The organism is Kitasatospora sp. NPDC088391 (genome assembly GCF_044753345.1).
Taxonomy (GTDB): domain Bacteria; phylum Actinomycetota; class Actinomycetes; order Streptomycetales; family Streptomycetaceae; genus Kitasatospora.
The window spans coordinates 498259-512652 of sequence record NZ_JBIVNB010000004.1 but is presented as its reverse complement, the minus strand read 5'-3'; the positions used below and the strand labels follow the sequence as shown (position 1 = coordinate 512652).

Annotated in this window: 16 protein-coding genes; 6 read left to right on the top strand and 10 right to left on the bottom strand. The window is 76.3% G+C overall.

Annotation, left to right across the window (positions count from 1 at the left end; translation table 11 throughout):
* Nucleotides 1-54: 54 nt before the first annotated feature.
* Nucleotides 55-1506: an HtaA domain-containing protein gene (locus ACIQBJ_RS15480; protein WP_400709153.1), complete on the top strand. Its 1452-nt coding sequence runs from the start codon at nt 55-57 to the stop codon at nt 1504-1506.
* Between the two features lie 143 nt (nt 1507-1649).
* Entirely contained in the window at nt 1650-3209 is a 1560-nt protein-coding gene (locus tag ACIQBJ_RS15475) for an HtaA domain-containing protein (RefSeq protein WP_400709150.1), read from the top strand.
* A gap of 112 nt (nt 3210-3321) precedes the next feature.
* Here the strand turns inward: ACIQBJ_RS15475 and ACIQBJ_RS15470 are convergent, their stop codons facing one another.
* Both ACIQBJ_RS15470 and ACIQBJ_RS15465 read right to left on the bottom strand, forming a co-directional pair.
* Nucleotides 3322-3621 (bottom strand): hypothetical protein, encoded by a 300-nt coding sequence (locus ACIQBJ_RS15470; protein ID WP_400709147.1) that lies wholly within the window; start codon nt 3619-3621, stop codon nt 3322-3324.
* A 129-nt stretch (nt 3622-3750) separates the two neighbouring features.
* Complete coding sequence (locus ACIQBJ_RS15465; RefSeq protein ID WP_400709144.1) at nt 3751-4425, bottom strand: heme oxygenase (biliverdin-producing); 675 nt, start codon at nt 4423-4425, stop codon at nt 3751-3753.
* A gap of 144 nt (nt 4426-4569) precedes the next feature.
* Between ACIQBJ_RS15465 and ACIQBJ_RS15460 the strand changes: the two genes are divergently transcribed.
* On the top strand, nt 4570-5331 hold the full coding sequence (locus ACIQBJ_RS15460; protein WP_400709141.1) for a methyltransferase domain-containing protein: 762 nt from the start codon (nt 4570-4572) through the stop codon (nt 5329-5331).
* 79 nt (nt 5332-5410) lie between these two features.
* Complete coding sequence (locus tag ACIQBJ_RS15455; RefSeq protein WP_400709138.1) at nt 5411-6274, top strand: hypothetical protein; 864 nt, start codon at nt 5411-5413, stop codon at nt 6272-6274.
* 21 nt (nt 6275-6295) lie between these two features.
* Here the strand turns inward: ACIQBJ_RS15455 and ACIQBJ_RS15450 are convergent, their stop codons facing one another.
* Complete coding sequence (locus ACIQBJ_RS15450; protein WP_400709135.1) at nt 6296-7270, bottom strand: hypothetical protein; 975 nt, start codon at nt 7268-7270, stop codon at nt 6296-6298.
* A gap of 42 nt (nt 7271-7312) precedes the next feature.
* Nucleotides 7313-8059 (bottom strand): ATP-grasp domain-containing protein, encoded by a 747-nt coding sequence (locus ACIQBJ_RS15445; protein WP_400709788.1) that lies wholly within the window; start codon nt 8057-8059, stop codon nt 7313-7315.
* A gap of 283 nt (nt 8060-8342) precedes the next feature.
* Between ACIQBJ_RS15445 and ACIQBJ_RS15440 the strand changes: the two genes are divergently transcribed.
* Complete coding sequence (locus tag ACIQBJ_RS15440) at nt 8343-9560, top strand: serine hydrolase domain-containing protein (protein ID WP_400709132.1); 1218 nt, start codon at nt 8343-8345, stop codon at nt 9558-9560.
* A 44-nt stretch (nt 9561-9604) separates the two neighbouring features.
* Here the strand turns inward: ACIQBJ_RS15440 and ACIQBJ_RS15435 are convergent, their stop codons facing one another.
* The 3 genes from ACIQBJ_RS15435 to ACIQBJ_RS15425 all read right to left on the bottom strand — a co-directional run bounded on the left by ACIQBJ_RS15435 (nt 9605) and on the right by ACIQBJ_RS15425 (nt 11252).
* Nucleotides 9605-9856: a hypothetical protein gene (locus tag ACIQBJ_RS15435; RefSeq protein ID WP_400709129.1), complete on the bottom strand. Its 252-nt coding sequence runs from the start codon at nt 9854-9856 to the stop codon at nt 9605-9607.
* Nucleotides 9853-10095, bottom strand: a complete 243-nt coding sequence (locus ACIQBJ_RS15430) for a hypothetical protein (protein ID WP_400709126.1) — start codon at nt 10093-10095, stop codon at nt 9853-9855. Before ACIQBJ_RS15430 ends, ACIQBJ_RS15435 begins: the two co-directional genes overlap by 4 nt.
* A 101-nt stretch (nt 10096-10196) precedes the next feature.
* Nucleotides 10197-11252 (bottom strand): methyltransferase domain-containing protein, encoded by a 1056-nt coding sequence (locus ACIQBJ_RS15425; RefSeq protein ID WP_400709123.1) that lies wholly within the window; start codon nt 11250-11252, stop codon nt 10197-10199.
* Nucleotides 11253-11479: 227 nt separating this feature from the next.
* Here ACIQBJ_RS15425 and uppS point away from each other — a divergent pair, with 227 nt between their 5' ends.
* On the top strand, nt 11480-12268 hold the full coding sequence (uppS, locus tag ACIQBJ_RS15420) for a polyprenyl diphosphate synthase (protein ID WP_400709785.1): 789 nt from the start codon (nt 11480-11482) through the stop codon (nt 12266-12268).
* 16 nt (nt 12269-12284) lie between these two features.
* On the opposite strand, the gene ACIQBJ_RS15415 is transcribed toward uppS, so the two are convergent.
* From ACIQBJ_RS15415 to ACIQBJ_RS15405, 3 genes are all read right to left on the bottom strand, one after another.
* Complete coding sequence (locus tag ACIQBJ_RS15415) at nt 12285-12776, bottom strand: DUF1877 family protein (protein ID WP_400709120.1); 492 nt, start codon at nt 12774-12776, stop codon at nt 12285-12287.
* A gap of 72 nt (nt 12777-12848) precedes the next feature.
* The gene (locus tag ACIQBJ_RS15410) at nt 12849-14123 is read right to left on the bottom strand and encodes a beta-ketoacyl-[acyl-carrier-protein] synthase family protein (protein ID WP_400709117.1); all 1275 of its coding nucleotides are present in this window, start codon (nt 14121-14123) and stop codon (nt 12849-12851) included.
* Nucleotides 14116-14373, bottom strand: coding sequence for an acyl carrier protein (locus tag ACIQBJ_RS15405; RefSeq protein WP_400709114.1), 258 nt, complete (start codon nt 14371-14373; stop codon nt 14116-14118). Before ACIQBJ_RS15405 ends, ACIQBJ_RS15410 begins: the two co-directional genes overlap by 8 nt.
* Between the last annotated feature and the right edge of the window lie 21 nt (nt 14374-14394).

Sequence of the window (14394 nt, the reverse complement as noted above, 5' to 3'; positions counted from 1 at the left end):
CCGGTCCCCCGGTCGCCACCTGCCCGCCTCCCCTCCGCCGAGGAGTGATCCGCCATGCCCGTCCCCGGACGGCCCCCCGTACCACCCCGCCGCCCGGCCGGCCCGCCGCGGACCGCCCTCGCGCTCTCCCTGACCCTGCTGCTCGCCCTGCTCTGGCTGCCCGCCCGGGCCGCGGCGGCCGACCCGACGGTCTCCGGGGGCCGGCTCGACTGGGGGCTCAAGCAGTCCTTCCTGACGTACGTCACCGGCCCGATCGCCAACGGCAAGTGGGCGCTGACCGGCGGCGCGGCGACGGTCGGCGGCTCGGTGTTCCGCTTCCACTCCGCGACCGGCAGCTACGACCCGGCCACCGGACGGTTCTCCGCCGCCTTCCAGGGCGGCGTCCGCTTCACCGGCCACCAGGAGAACGGGACCAACGCGCTCGACCTGTCGATCTCCCGACCCACCGTCAAGGCCGGGCCGGACGGCGCCGCCCTCTACGCGGACGTCAGCTCCAAGTCCCGGCAGACCGGACAGACCACCAGCACCAGCCAGACCCGGCTCGCCGACCTCTCGCTGGCCGGCGTCGACCTGAAGAACGCCGGCGGCACGATGACGCTGAGCAGCGTCCCCGCCACCCTGACCGCCGCCGGGGCCACCGCGTTCGGCGGCTTCTACACCGCCGGGACGGCGCTAGACCCGCTGACCTTCTCGGTCACCCTGAAGCCCCCGGCCGCCACCGCGACCGCCCCGGCCACCGCGGAGCCGACCACCGCCGAACCGGCGCCGAGCGACACCGCCCCCGCCGCTCCCGCGCCCACCGCCGCCGCCTTCGACCGGGGCGCGCTCGACTGGGGCGTCCGGCGCACCTTCCGGGACTACGTCACCGGGTCGATCGCGCAGGGCAGTTGGCAGCCCGGCGGCGGCGCGGCGGACGGCGGGGCCTTCTTCCGCTGGACGCCCGCACACGGCACCTGGAACGCCGGGACCCGCGCCCTGGACGCGGCCTTCACCGGCGCCGTCCGCTTCACCGGCCTGCGCCAGGGCGACACCCTCGGCCTGGACCTGACCCTGGCCGCCCCGCACGTCACCACCGACGGCGACCGGGGCACCCTCACCGTCGAGGTCTCCGGCCGCACCCCGGACGGCACCACCCGGACCGCCGCCGCCACCGAACTCGCCACCTTCGACGCCCGCGCCCTGAAGACCGAGAACGGCCTGCTCACCGCGGCCGAGCTCCCGCTCACCCTCACCCCCGCCGGCGCGCGGGCCTTCGGCGCCCTCTACCCGGCCGGCACCGAGATGGACCCGCTCACCTTCGCCGTTGCCCTCACCCCCACCGCCACCCTCCCGCCCCTCCCCGACCTCGGCAGCCCCCCGCCGAGCCCCGGCACCACCCCCCTGGCCACCACCCCGGCCTCCCACCGCAGCACCGCCCCCACCCTCCTCATCACCCTCACTGCCCTGGCCCTCACCACCGCCACCACCACCGTCCTCCTCCGTCGCCGCCGCCGTCACCGCACCTGACGACCCCGCCCAACGGCCCCGCCAGGGGCCCGGGGAACGGCGGCGCCGACCCCGCAGACGACCAGCGGGGCCCGGCAACACCGCCCCGCTCCTGGCCGCCCCCTCCCGCAACCACCCCCTCCTCACCTCCCGGAGCAACACCCATGTCCCGCACCCCCGTTCAGCACCGCAACCGCACCCGCCTCGCCGCCCTCGCCGCCGCCACCGCCGGTCTCGGCCTGACCGCCTTCGGCCTGCCCTCGCTCGCCTTCGGCGCCGGCGCGCCCACCTCCGTCAGCTACGACACCGGCTCGCTCGACTGGGGTGTGAAGGCCGGCTTCCGCAGCTACGTGACCGGCCCGACCGGCGGCGGCAGCGTCGAACTGACCGACGGGGCGAAGGTCAACGCGGACGGGTCCTACCACTTCAACCTCGCCTCGGCCGGCTACGACCTGTCGACCCACCGGCTGAACGCCGCCTTCGACGGCGGGGTCCGCTTCCTCGCCCACGGCGGCGCCCTGGACGTCGCCTTCAGCGACCTGAGGATCACCACCTCGGGCACCACCGGCACGCTGACCGCCGACACCGCATCCAAGGAGACCGTCGGCGCGCCCGCCCCGACGCTCCGCCAGGACGTCCCGCTGGCCACCTTCACCGTCGCCCGCGACACCACCGACGGCGGCGCCACCGCCGCCACCCTGACCGCCGAGGGCGCCAAGGCGTTCGCCGGCTTCTACCCGGCCGGCACCGCCCTCGACCCGCTGTCCATCACCCTCAAGCAGACCCCCGCCCCCAGCACCAGCGCCTCTCCCTCCGCCTCCCCCAGCACGTCCCCCAGCACCTCCGCCTCCCCCTCCACCGCGCCCTCCACCTCCACCTCCCCCTCGGCCTCCACCTCCCCTTCGACCCAGCCGTCCCCGTCCGCCTCCGCCACCTCCACCGCCACCACCCCGGCGAGCAACGAACTCCCGATCGTGGACGGCCGGTTGGAGTGGGGGGTCAAGGAGAAGTTCCGGACCTACGTGACGGGGCCGATCGCGGCGGGCAAGGTCGAGTTCGGCGGCGGCGCGGCCGACTACCGGTTCGGCTCGGGCACCGGCAGCTACCGCACCGACACCCACGCGCTGTCGGCGCACTTCGCGGGGTCGGTGCGCTTCCTCGGCCACCAGGCCGCGGACGGCCACTACGAGTTGGACACCCAGTTGTCGAACCTGGGCATCCGGGTGGACGCCTCGGGGGCGTACCTGGTGGGCGACGCGCACGCCAGGTCGCTCTCGGGCGGCGCGGCGGTCGAGCTGACGGGGGCCCGGCTCGCGAAGCTGGACCTCTCGGGGGCCGACTTCCGCCCGGTGAACGGCGTGGTGACGCTGCGCCAGGTCCCGGCGACGCTGACGGCCGAGGCCGCGCCGCTGTTCGGCCGCTACCCGGAGGGCGAGCAGTTGGACCCGCTGACCGCCGTCCTCTCCTTCGACCGGGACGCGACCCTGCCGTCCACCACCCCGACCACCGGCGGGGGCACCGGCACCGCCCCGACCGGCGGCGGCGACACCGCGGGCTCCACCGTCGGCGGCGCGACCCTGTCGACCTCCGGCGGCGCCGAACTCGCCTCCACCGGCAGCACGGGCGCCGTCCCGATGCTGGCGACGGCGGCGGGCCTGCTGCTGCTGGGCGGGGCGACCACCGTCCTGGTGCGCCGCCGCCCGTCCGCCGAGCAGTCCCGCTGACCGGCGCCGAAACCGGCAGCGCCCCCGAGGGCGCACCCGGCGACTGACCCGAACCGCACCGAGGCCCGTACGGAACTCCCGTACGGGCCTCGGAGGTTGCGGTGGCGGCGGGTCAGCGCTCCCCGGCCAGCACGGCGAGTTCGCGCAGGCGGGTGAAGTAGTCGGCGGCCTCGGGGTCGTCGGCCAGTTCGGGGAGGATCCGGTGGACGGTGGCGATGCCGGTGCGCAGTGCCGCCCGGCGGCGGTCGTCGAGCGCTCCGGCGAGGGCGGCCGAGACGCACCCGGCCAGGTGGCTTTCGAGCAGGACCAGGTCCTCCCCGGCGGGGGACCTGCGGTAGCAGCCCTGTGGGAACGGCAGGCCGAGGAAGTCCTGCCAGAGGTGGGCCAGCCGGTCGTTGCGCGCGTCGCTCATGGCGTCGATGATGCCCGAGCCCGCGCCGGGGCCCGCAGCCGCCCCGGGCCCGGCGGCCTTCCGCCGCCGCACGCGCGGGGGCCCGGCACGGAGGACGACTCCCCGGCCGGGCCCCGGAGCGGAGCGGGTTCAGGCGCTCAGCGGGTAGCGGGCGGCGAGTTCGGTGAAGATCGCACCGTTGAGGACGAAGGCGCGCTTGCACTCCTCGGCGACCCGGCGGCGCTCCATCTCGTCCATCGTCCCGCCGGCGGCGTCCAGCCCGGCGCGGTAGTCGCGCTTGAAGGCGGCGGGGTTGTCGATCTCCTCGAAGACGTAGAAGCGGACGCCGTCGCCCTTGCGCGCGAAGCCCCAGGTGCGTTCGGCGACGCCGCGGATGATCTGGCCGCCGGAGAGGTCGCCGAGGTAGCGGGTGTAGTGGTGGGCGAGGTACCCGGCGGGCCAGGTGCGGGCGAGTTCCTCGATCCGGGCGGCGAGCGCGGCGGTGGCGGGCAGCGGGGTGAGGGTCTCACGCCAGTCGGGGCCGGCCAGGTGGTCGAGGTCGCGTTCGATCGCGGCGGTGCGCAGCAGGGCGGGGTGCAGCAGTGGGCCGACGGCGGGGTGCCCGGCGAGGGTGTCGAGGTGGGATTCGAGGGCACGGTAGACGTAGCGGAGTTGGCCGGTGAGGTCGGTGTAGGCCCGGACGCCGAGTCGGCCGCCGAGCAGGTCGCTCATGAAGGAGGACTGTTCGGCCGCCTGGTGCTCCTCGGCGCTCGCGGTGCGGAGCACGGTGGAGAACGGGGCCGGCTGCTGGGCGGGGTTGGACATCGGGTGTGCCTCCAGAGATCGAATCACCCCGATTATTTAGGTAAGGCTCACCTAAGTCAATCTGTTGCCGACGCCCTGTCGGGAAACCCGCCGGGGCGTCAATTCGTTCGTCCGCGCCGCCTCCCACGTGCTTCGATGGTCGCCATGGACCGATCATTCGACTCCCTGGTCGCGGCGGCCGAGGCCGCTCCCGTCGACGGCTGGGACTTCTCGGCGTTGGACGGGCGGGCCACCGAGCAGCGGCCGTCCTGGGGGTACCAGCGGTTGCTGGGCGGGCGGCTGGCCGGGGCCTCGGCGGCGTTGGACGTGCAGACCGGCGGGGGTGAGGTGCTGGCGGGCGCGGGGGTGGAGAACTTCCCGCGGACGCTGGTCGCCACCGAGGGCTGGCCGCCGAACGCCGCGCGGGCGACCCGACTGCTGCACCCGCTGGGGGCCGTCCTGGTCGCCGTGCCGGAGGACGCGCCGCTGCCGTTCGCGGACGGCGCCTTCGACCTGGTGACGAGCCGTCACCCGGCCCGGGTGGACTTCCCGGAGATCGCCCGGGTGCTCGCCCCGGGCGGCACGTACTTCGCGCAGCATGTGGGCGGCCGGACGAACGTCGAGCTGAGCGCGTTCTTCCTCGGGCCGTTCGAGGTGCCGACCGGCCGGGATCCCGAGGTGGAGGCGGAGCGGGCCCGGGCCGCCGGGCTGGAGGTGGTGCAGTGCCGCAACGAGCGGCTGCGGCTGGAGTTCTTCGACGTCGGCGCGGTGGTCTGGTTCCTGCGCAAGGTGATCTGGACGGTCCCGGACTTCTCCGTCGAGCGGTACCGGGAGCGGCTGCGCGACCTGCACGCGTCGATCGGGCGCGAGGGCGTCTTCGTCTCCACCATGTCCCGCACCCTGTTCGAGGCCCGCCGCCCGGCCTGACGCCCCGTCACTCCCCCACCCGGCGCAACCCGTTCACCTGGGGCGGCGAACCGCCCGCACCCGCCCGCCCCGAACGGCTATGCATCCCGCACCGGGCATCGAGGAACGGGCGGTCGAAGTGGCGGACGGCGGGACGGAACAAGGGCAGGGGCAGGGACAGGAACAGGAGCAGGGCCGGCGGGCGGAGCTGGACCGCAAGGGCGGCCCGGGGCACACGGTGCTGCTGGCGCTGGTCGCGGCGGTGCCGCTGGTGAAGATCGCCTGGACGGTGGGCGGCGGCTCGCACACCCGCGAGGTGGTCACCACCCTGGGGGTGCCCGACCTCGGCGAGGTGCTGGTCGGCATGGTGACGACCACTCCGCTGCTGGGCTGCCTGGCCGCGGTGGTCACCTCCCGGGTGGTGTTCGCGCTGTTCGCGGCACGCGGCGCGGTGCCGCGCGGCCGCTCGGCGGGGGCGGTGGCCCGGACGGTGGCGCTCCTGCTGGTCAACCCGATCGCCATGGGCGTGCTCTGCCTGGTGTTCTACGGGCCCTGGTGGGGGCTGGCGGTGGTGCTGGTCGCGCTGGGGCTGCGCCAGGGGATCGTCTACGAGTACCGGGCGGGCCGCCGCCGGCACCACCACCGGGAGGCCGCGCCGCCGGTCGACCTCCGGCCCTGGCAGGTCCGGTTCGTCGCGGCCGAGCAGTGGACGGCGCTCGCGCTGACGGTGCTGGCGCTGCCGCTGGTGGCGTTCGCCACGGCGCTGGACGGGCGGGCCTGGGACACCGTGCTGCGCTGCGAGGTGCAGGCGGGGGCGCACACCGAGCAGTCCCGGCTGATCGAGCTCGACCGCAAGGGCAACGGCGTGGTCGGCTGGGACGTGCACGCCGAGGAGGTCGTCAACGGGCTGGGCTGCGTCAAGGAGGAGTCGCTGCGGGTCCGCCCGGCCTGGTGGAACTCCTGACGAGCCGTCAGCAATCGACCGTCAGACGGTCGGCCACCGGCGCACGGGGTGCGCGGAGCCGTGGCCGGTCAGCCAGCTGCCGTCGCCGAGCGGCGACAGGTCGTCGCAGTCCTTCAGGTGCGCGTCGAACGGCCCGAGGACCCGGCCGGTGCGGGCGTCGACCCGGTGGGTCCGCAGCCACTCCGCGCCGTCCTCGTCCTCGCCGTACAGCACGACGGCCAGGGTGTCCGCGTCCAGGTGGCCGCCGCTCCACTCGATCACGGCCTCGTGCGCGACGGCCTCGGGGCCGAAGTCCTCGACGGTGACGGTGAACCGGGCCGCGCCGTCGGGGTGGTCGTGCACGGTGAGGTCGGCCTGGCCGTGGTCGACCGTCAGGAAGCGTTCGCCGTCCGGGGAGAGGTCGATCAGGCAGCGGTCGTCCCACGGGTACTCGGTCAGCTCCAGCGCGCCGCCGCGCAGCACGCCCCGGTACACCGTGCTGCCGTCCTGGCCCTCCCCGACGTTCAGCAGCACGCTGCCGTCGGTGGGGTGCGGCAGCAGCACGGCCCCGGCACCGACGGTGGACAGTTCGGCGTCGGCCAGCGGCGCGCCGGTCGCCGCGTCCAGCACCGTCCACCGGTCCGGGCCGCGTCCGGCCGTCGCGTCGGGGCGGTAGACCCAGAGGGCGGCCCCGTCCGCCGAGAGCGCGCACTCGGGCCGGGGGCCGTGCCCGTGCGTCCGCCCGGGTCCGAACACGGCGCGCCACCGCACCGTGCCGTCCGCCGCGAGGCACGCCGCCCCGTCCGCGGTGGTGAACCAGGCCCGGGCGAAGTCCGCCGCGACCGCGCAGGAGCCGACCTCCTCGCCCGCGGGGACCTCGAACTCCGCGACGGGCCGCAGCTCCCCGGCCGGCTCCCCCGCCGTCTGCCCGGCCCTCTCCCCCGTCGGGTCGTAGGCCCGGATCGTCCCGCCCTCGGCCCGCGCCACCACCGGCCGCCACCGCATCCGCTCGTCCATGCCCCGAACCCTAGCCACCGCCCCGGACGGTCGGGCCCCGGGTCAGCGCCGTTCGAAGTCCGCGTCCCGGGGCCGCACGTGCTCGCGCGGGCCCGCCGCCCGCAGGACCACGTCCAGGACGCGGGCCGGGTCGGCGGCGTAGGCGTGCGAGAACCAGGCCATGTTGGCCTCGACCACGGCCCAGCGGTGGCCCGGGCGGTACGGGTCGAGCAGCTGCCCGACGTCCACCACGACGGCGCTCGGCAGGGTGGGGCCGGCCGCGGCGGCCAGCCGGTCGACGAACTCCGCGAGCTGCCCGGCGGGCTCGCGGTCCTCCCGGTCCGCGCGGTCCGTCCCGAGCGGGCGGGGGTCGAGCCGGCCGAACACCGCGTAGCGGCTGGCGGCGGCGATCCGGCCGTCCAGCAGGAACAGCCGGTACTCGGCGGCGAAGGTCACCACCTCGGACAGCAGCACGGGGGTCGCCGGGTCCAGGTCGGCGGGCAGCCGGGAGCCGTCGGTGTGCACCTCGGCGGGGAAGGACTTGTCCCGGGGCGGCTTGACGAACGTCGGCCGGTCGATCGCCCACGCGTCCGCGAGGGTGCCCGCCCGGACCCGACGGCCCGTGAACTCCTCGGGCAGCTCGGCGAGCCAGCCGTCCGTCGGTTCGAGCAGCGCGAACCCGAGCCGCTCCGCCAGCCGCGCCCCCGCGACCGGGCCGCCGTACCAGTACGCGGGGGCGGTCAGGCCGGGTTCCTCCGCCGCCCGGACGGGCATCCCCCGGCCCGCCGCCTCGGCGACCAGCAGCTCCATCGTCGACGTCCGCCGCCCGGGCATGACCAGCACCCCGCACCCCCTGCCTCCCGTGTCCGGCCGGACCGTCCCGGCCGGGCCCGCCTGACGGGCGGTCAAGGGTACCCACCGGTGGGCCATCCCCCGTCGGCCGGGGTGCGGCCGCCCCGGCTTCCTCCCCGGGGACGATACGTGTCCTATCTTTCTCCTCCCGACGATCGATGCCGGGCCCGGCCCGCAGCCGTGAGGCTGGGCGGCGACGAACCCCCGACCGTACAAGTCACTCCCGAACGAGGAGATTCGTGTGAAGCAGTACCGAACGGGTGCCCTGCGGCTGGCCGCCGCGCTGGTCGCGGGCGCGTCGGTGTTCGTCCTGGCGCCGACCGCCGGAGCGGCCGGGGCCACCGGGTCCGCCGAGGCCGCCCGGCCCGGCTCGCCCTGGCCCGGGGCGAAGGTCCGGCCGGAGCAGCTCCAGCAGGGGCTGGACGCGCTGACCGGCAAGGCCGGGGCCAGCGCGGCGACCGGCGAGCTGCGGCAGGACGGCCGGGTGGTGTGGCGGGGGACGTCCGGCGTCGGCGACCTGGCCACCGGCGAACCCGCGCCGGTGGACGGCACGTTCCGGGCCGGCAGCGTCACCAAGCCGTTCCTGGCGACGGTGCTCCTGCAACTGGTCGGCGAGGGCCGGATCGGGCTGGACCGGCCGATCGAGCACTACCTGCCGGGCGTGGTCCCGAACGGTTCGGCGATCACGGTCCGTCAGCTCATGAACCACACCGCCGGGCTGTACGACTTCACCGAGGACCCGCGGTTCGCCTACGACACCGACGCGGACCAGCGCCGCCTGCTCGACCAGGACCGCTGGCGGACCTGGTCGCCCTCCGAGCTGATCGCCGTCGGCGTCTCGCACCCGCCGTACTTCGCGCCCGGCCAGGGCTGGCACTACTCGAACACCGGCTACCTGCTGCTCGGCGAACTGGTGGGCAAGGTCACCGGGCACGACTGGCGCAGCGAGGTCCGCCGCCGGGTGATCCTGCCGCTCGGCCTGTGGCACACCTCGCTGCCGGGCACCGCCACCGGCGTCCCGGGGCCGCACAGCCACGGCTACCTGCAGCTCTCCGACGGCCCCGCGGACGTCACGGACTTCAACCCCTCGGTGGCGGGCTCGGCCGGCGAGCTGATCTCCAGCAACGACGACCTGGCCCGGTTCGACGCGGCGCTGCTCGGCGGGCGCCTGCTCGCCCCGGCACAGCTGGCCGAGATGACCACCACGGTGCCGGGCGACGTGCAGCCGCCGACCGATTACGGGCTGGGCCTGATGGAGCTGAAGCTGTCCTGCGGCAGCGTCTGGGGCCACCCGGGCGGGATCTACGGCTACCTCACCTACGTGTTCGGCGACCGGGCGGGCCGCCGGCAGATCTCGGTCTCGGTGAACCCGTACGACCAGGCGAAGGGCGCCGCGCTGACGCCCACCGCGATCGCGCTGGTGGACCTGGCGTTCTGCGGGCCGACCACCCGGTCCTGAACGACCGCCCGGCCCGGCGGCTCTGCCCGTTCCCGCCCCGTGCCTCAGTGCGTGAGGACGGCGAACACCCAGAGCCGCCGGGCCGGGTGCACGATCGCGTAGTGCGCGACGGCCCGGTCGGTGGTGACCACCCGGACGGTCTCGTCGAGGTCGTAGCGGTCGGCCTGCGGCCAGGCGTACGGGTCGTCGGCGGCGCGCAGCAGGGCGGCCCGCAGTTCGGCCCGGGCGGCGGCGGGGAGTTCGCGGAGGGTGTCGGCGACGGGTTTGGCGATCCGGACGCGGTAGGGGGCGGTCACGGGCCGAAGACCTCGTCCAGGTCGAGGCCGTCCTCGGTGGGGCGGCCGTCGGCGGCCCACCGCAGGTAGGCGGGGGCGGCGAGCCGGGCGGCGCGCTCGGCGGCGGTGGCCAGCCGGTCGGCCTCGACCAGTGCGGCCAGGTACTGGGCGGTGCTCAGCCCGGCCTTGGCGGCGGTGGCCTCCGCCCAGGCCGCGAGGTCGGCTTCCATGAGCACCGGCTCCAGCTGACGCACTGTCATGCCGCGGAGTGTACCCACGCCCCGCCGCCCCCGAACAGGCCCCCGGGGGCGCGCCCCCGTCCCCGCACGCCCTGCCTGTCCGCGTGCCCGCGTGCCGCCGGTCATCGCCCGCCGGCCGCCCGGTCGGGCTTCTCGGCGGTGACCACGTGGACGGTGACGGCGGCCAGGAACGGGCCCCGGGCCAGGTGGTCCAGCCAGTCGGCGGCCTGCCGCTCCGTCAGGTACCCGGCCGCCACGGCCCGCCGGGTGTTGCGGTGGAGTCCGAGCACCCGGTCCGCCTCGACGGCGTCCCGGTAGAGCACGGTGACGGGGGTGACGCCGCGCACGGCGAAGCCGGATTCGGCGGCCAGGCGCGGGAGTTGGCGGCCGATCACGGGGTTGCGGACGATCCGGTCGGCGAGGTGCCGGGTCCAGGCCCGGGCGGTGCCGAGATCGGGGTGGTCGACGGCGAGGGTGTCCCAGTCGGGTTCGGCGGCGGCCAGCCGCCCGCCGGGGCGCAGCACCCGGCGGGCCTCGGCGAGCGCGGCGGGGACGTCGGCGAGGTGCTGGAACAGCCGGTCGGCGCGGATCAGGTCGGCGCACCCGGCGGGCAGCGGGAGGCGGTGCACGTCGGCGCGCAGCACGGCGGTCCGCGGCAGGTCGGCGGCGCGGGCGGCGGCCCGGTGGAGGGCCTGCGGGTCGTGGTCGACGCCGAGCAGCAGGCCGGCGGGGGTGAGGGCGCGGGCCAGGGCGGGGAGCGCGCCGCCGGTGCCGCAGCCCCAGTCGAACAGGTGCTGCCCGGGGCGGGCGTCGAGGGCGTCCAGCAGGACCTGCCGGTAGGCGCGGGCCTGGTCGGTGCTGCCGAGGCGTTCCTGGTAGGCGATCCGGTCGGGGACGGCGGTCTCGAACAGCAGGTCGGCACTGTCGGCGAGGGCGGCCAGTCCGGCGCGCAGCGCGGCCCGGCCGTCGGCGGTGAGGTGGACGGGGCGGCGGCGGCCGTCGCCGGGCAGGTCGGCGATCAGCTGCTTGTCGCGGAGCCGGGCGAGGGCGCCGGAGAGGCTGCCGCGGCCGAGCCGCTGCCCGGTGGCGCGTTCGATGGCGGTGTTGACGGCGTAGCCGTGCAGCGGGCCCTCGGCGAGGGCGGACAGCACCAGCATCTGGGCGTCGTTGGTGCGCACCTGGCTCCGTTCGGTGGTCCGGCCGCGCTCCCGATGACACGCGCCGCGTGCTATTCATTGTGCACCACACCGCGTCCCCCGGGGCCGGTGCGGCCGTCCGCCTGCCCGAAAGGCCGTCAACCGTGCGTCCCGCCCTGCCCGTTCCCGCCGCCCGCCCGACTTACCGCCCCGTCCCCCGGCCCGCCCGCCGCGCCGCCTCCCGGCCCTTCGCCGGGCTCCGCGCCCGGCTGCTGCGCCGCCGCCTGGCGGGGGCCGAACTGCCCCGGCACATCGGGCTGATCATGGACGGCAACCGGCGCTGGGCCCGGGCCCGCGGCCTGGCCGACACCCGCCTCGGCCACCGGTACGGGGCCCGGCACGTCGCCTCGGTGCTGGACTGGTGCGAGGCGCTGGGGGTGCGGCACGTGACGGTGTTCGTCTGCTCGGCGGAGAACCTGCGGCGGCGCGACGACGGCGAGATCGCCTTCCTGATGCGGGTGATCGAGGAGGTGCTGGTGGCGCCCCTCGCCGCGCCGCGCCCGCGCTGGCGGGTGCACCTGGCGGGCGACCTGGACACCCTGCCGGAGTCGACGGCCGCGGCACTGCGCCGGGCCGTCACCGCGACCGCCACTGCCACCGGAGCCGCCGCCACCGCCGCCACCGGCCCGGCGTCGGCCGCCGACCGCGCGGACGGCTTCGAGCTGACCCTCGCGGTCGGCCACGGCGGGCGGCAGGAACTCGTCGGGGCGGTCCGCGGGCTGCTGCGCGCGCACGCCGACTCCGGCCGCCCGGTGCGCGAGCTGGCGGAGGAGCTGACGGCCGAGCACATCTCCCGCCACCTGGACACGGCCGGGCAGCCGGACCCGGACCTGGTGATCCGCACCAGCGGCGAGCAGCGGATGTCCAACTTCCTGCTCTGGCAGAGCGCCTACGCGGAGCTGTACTTCTCCGCCGCGAACTGGCCGGCCTTCGGCGAGCTGGACTTCCTGCGGGCGGTGCGCGCCTACGCCGCGCGCCGCCGCCGCTACGGCGCCTGAACCCGTCGGCGGCGGGCTACTGGTCGACGGTGAAGACCACGGCCAGGCCGGCCGCGGCGGCCCGGTGGTAGAACTCCCGCAGGTCGGGCAGGAACGCGGCGGTGTACTGGAGGTCCTGCTCGCCGTGCGGCCCGTCGTAGTCGGCGAGGTCGAGGCCGAGGTAGCGGCCGCGCAGCCAGGGTTCGTCCACGGCGGCCAGGGCCGCGGCGACCGCCCGCACCTCCTCGGGGGTCACGTAGCAGACCAGCCAGTCGTCCCCCTCGGTCAGCGGGCGCCCGCCGAGGATCACGTGCGAGAGCGGGAAATCGCCGTTGTCGAAGGCGAGTTCGCCGTCGGTCAGGCAGCGGTGCAGCGCGTCCCAGGACTTGTCGAGTTCGCACACCCGGTCCTCGGCCCAGGCTTCCTCGACCTCGGCGACCCGGGCCACCACCTCCTCGTCGCCGTCCGCCGCGAGCAGCGCGGCGGCCTCCTGGTCCGTCAGCGCGAACAGCACTCCTCGACACGCCATCGGGGCGCCTCCTTCCGGGTCGGCCCCGATCCAAGCGGGTGCCACCGACAGCGGGGCCGTTCGAAGGGCCGTTCAGCGGCGCAGCACCAGGACGGTGTTGTGGCCGCCGAAGCCGAGCGAGTGGCTGAGCGCGAGGCGCGGCGCGTCGTCCCGGGGGTGGCCGGTGACCAGGTCGATCCCGGCGGTGTCGGGGCCGGGGCGGTGGTGGTTGGCGGTCGGCGGGACGGTGCCGGTGAGCAGGGTGCGGACGGTGAGGACGGCCTCGATCGCGCCGGCGGCGCCCATGGTGTGGCCGAGGACGCCCTTGGCGGAGGTGACGCTCGGCGGGGTGCGGGCGAACAGGTCGCGGATCGCGGCGGCCTCGACCCGGTCGTTCAGCGGGGTGCCGGTGCCGTGCGCGTTGACGTGCCCGACCTCGTCGGGGCCGGTGTCGGCGGCGCGCAGCGCGAGGGCGATCGCGGTGCGCAGGCCGCGGCCCGCGGGGTCGGGCGCGGCGGGGTGGTGGGCGTCGGAGGTGGTGGCGTGTCCGGCGAGTTCGGCCAGTGCGGGGGCGCCGCGGGCGGCGGCGTGCGAGGCGCGTTCCAGCACCAGCACGCCCGCGCCCTCGGCGAGCACGAAGCCGTCCCGGTCCTGGTCGAACGGCCGTGAGGCGGTGGCGGGTTCGGCGGTCCGCCGGGACAGCGCGCCCATCCTGGCGAAGGCGGCCGAGCAGAGCGCGGTGGCCATCGCGTCGGTGCCGCCGGCCACCGCGAGGTCGCAGGCGCCGGTGGCGAGCAGCTGTGCGGCGTGCACGACGGCGCTGGCGCCGGAGGCGCAGGCGGTGGAGGTGTGCAGGGCGGGTCCGGTGCTGCCGAGCGCGAGGGAGAGGTGTCCGGCGGCGGACAGGTTGGGCAGGTGACCGGTGAGGGTGAGCGGGGAGAGGGCCTGCGGTCCGCGGTCCAGCAGGCGGCGATGGGCGGCCTCCAGGACGGAGATCCCGCCGGCGGCCGAGCCGATCACCACCGCGACGCGGGCCGGGTCCCAGTCGGGCGGGTGGGGGCCGAACGCCTCGATCCGGGCTTCCAGGAGTGCTTCGCGGGCGGCGGTCAGGACGTACCGGGTGGAGCGGTCCAGCCGCCAGCCCTGCCGGACGGGGGCGTCCGCCGAGGGGGGCCGGCAGCTGATCGGCACGGGGCTGTCGGCGAGTTCGGGGTCGGCGGCGGCGGTGCCGCGGCCCGCGCGGACGGCCCGCCAGGTCGCCTCGACGCCGATCCCGCCGGCGGTGACCAGCCCGGTGCCGGTGATCACCACGGGATCGGCGGCGGGGCCCGGCGCCGAGGAGGCGCCGGTCGACGGGGTGTCAGTCATCGCTCCGGCGCCCGTCCCCGTCGAGCAGTTCGCGGCAGCGGTCGGCGAGCTGCCCGACGGTGGTGTCGGGGGTGGCGGCCTCGGCGTCGAGCGGGAGGCCCCACTCCTCCTGGAGGGTGACGTACAGCTCGACGGTGGAGAGCGAGTCCAGGTCGAGGTCCTGGAAGGTGGCCCCGGCGGTGATCAGGTCGGCGGGGACGTCGAACTTGTCGGTGAGCAGGGTGGTGATGCGTTCGGTGACGAGGTCCACGGGGGTCTCCTCCTGACGCGG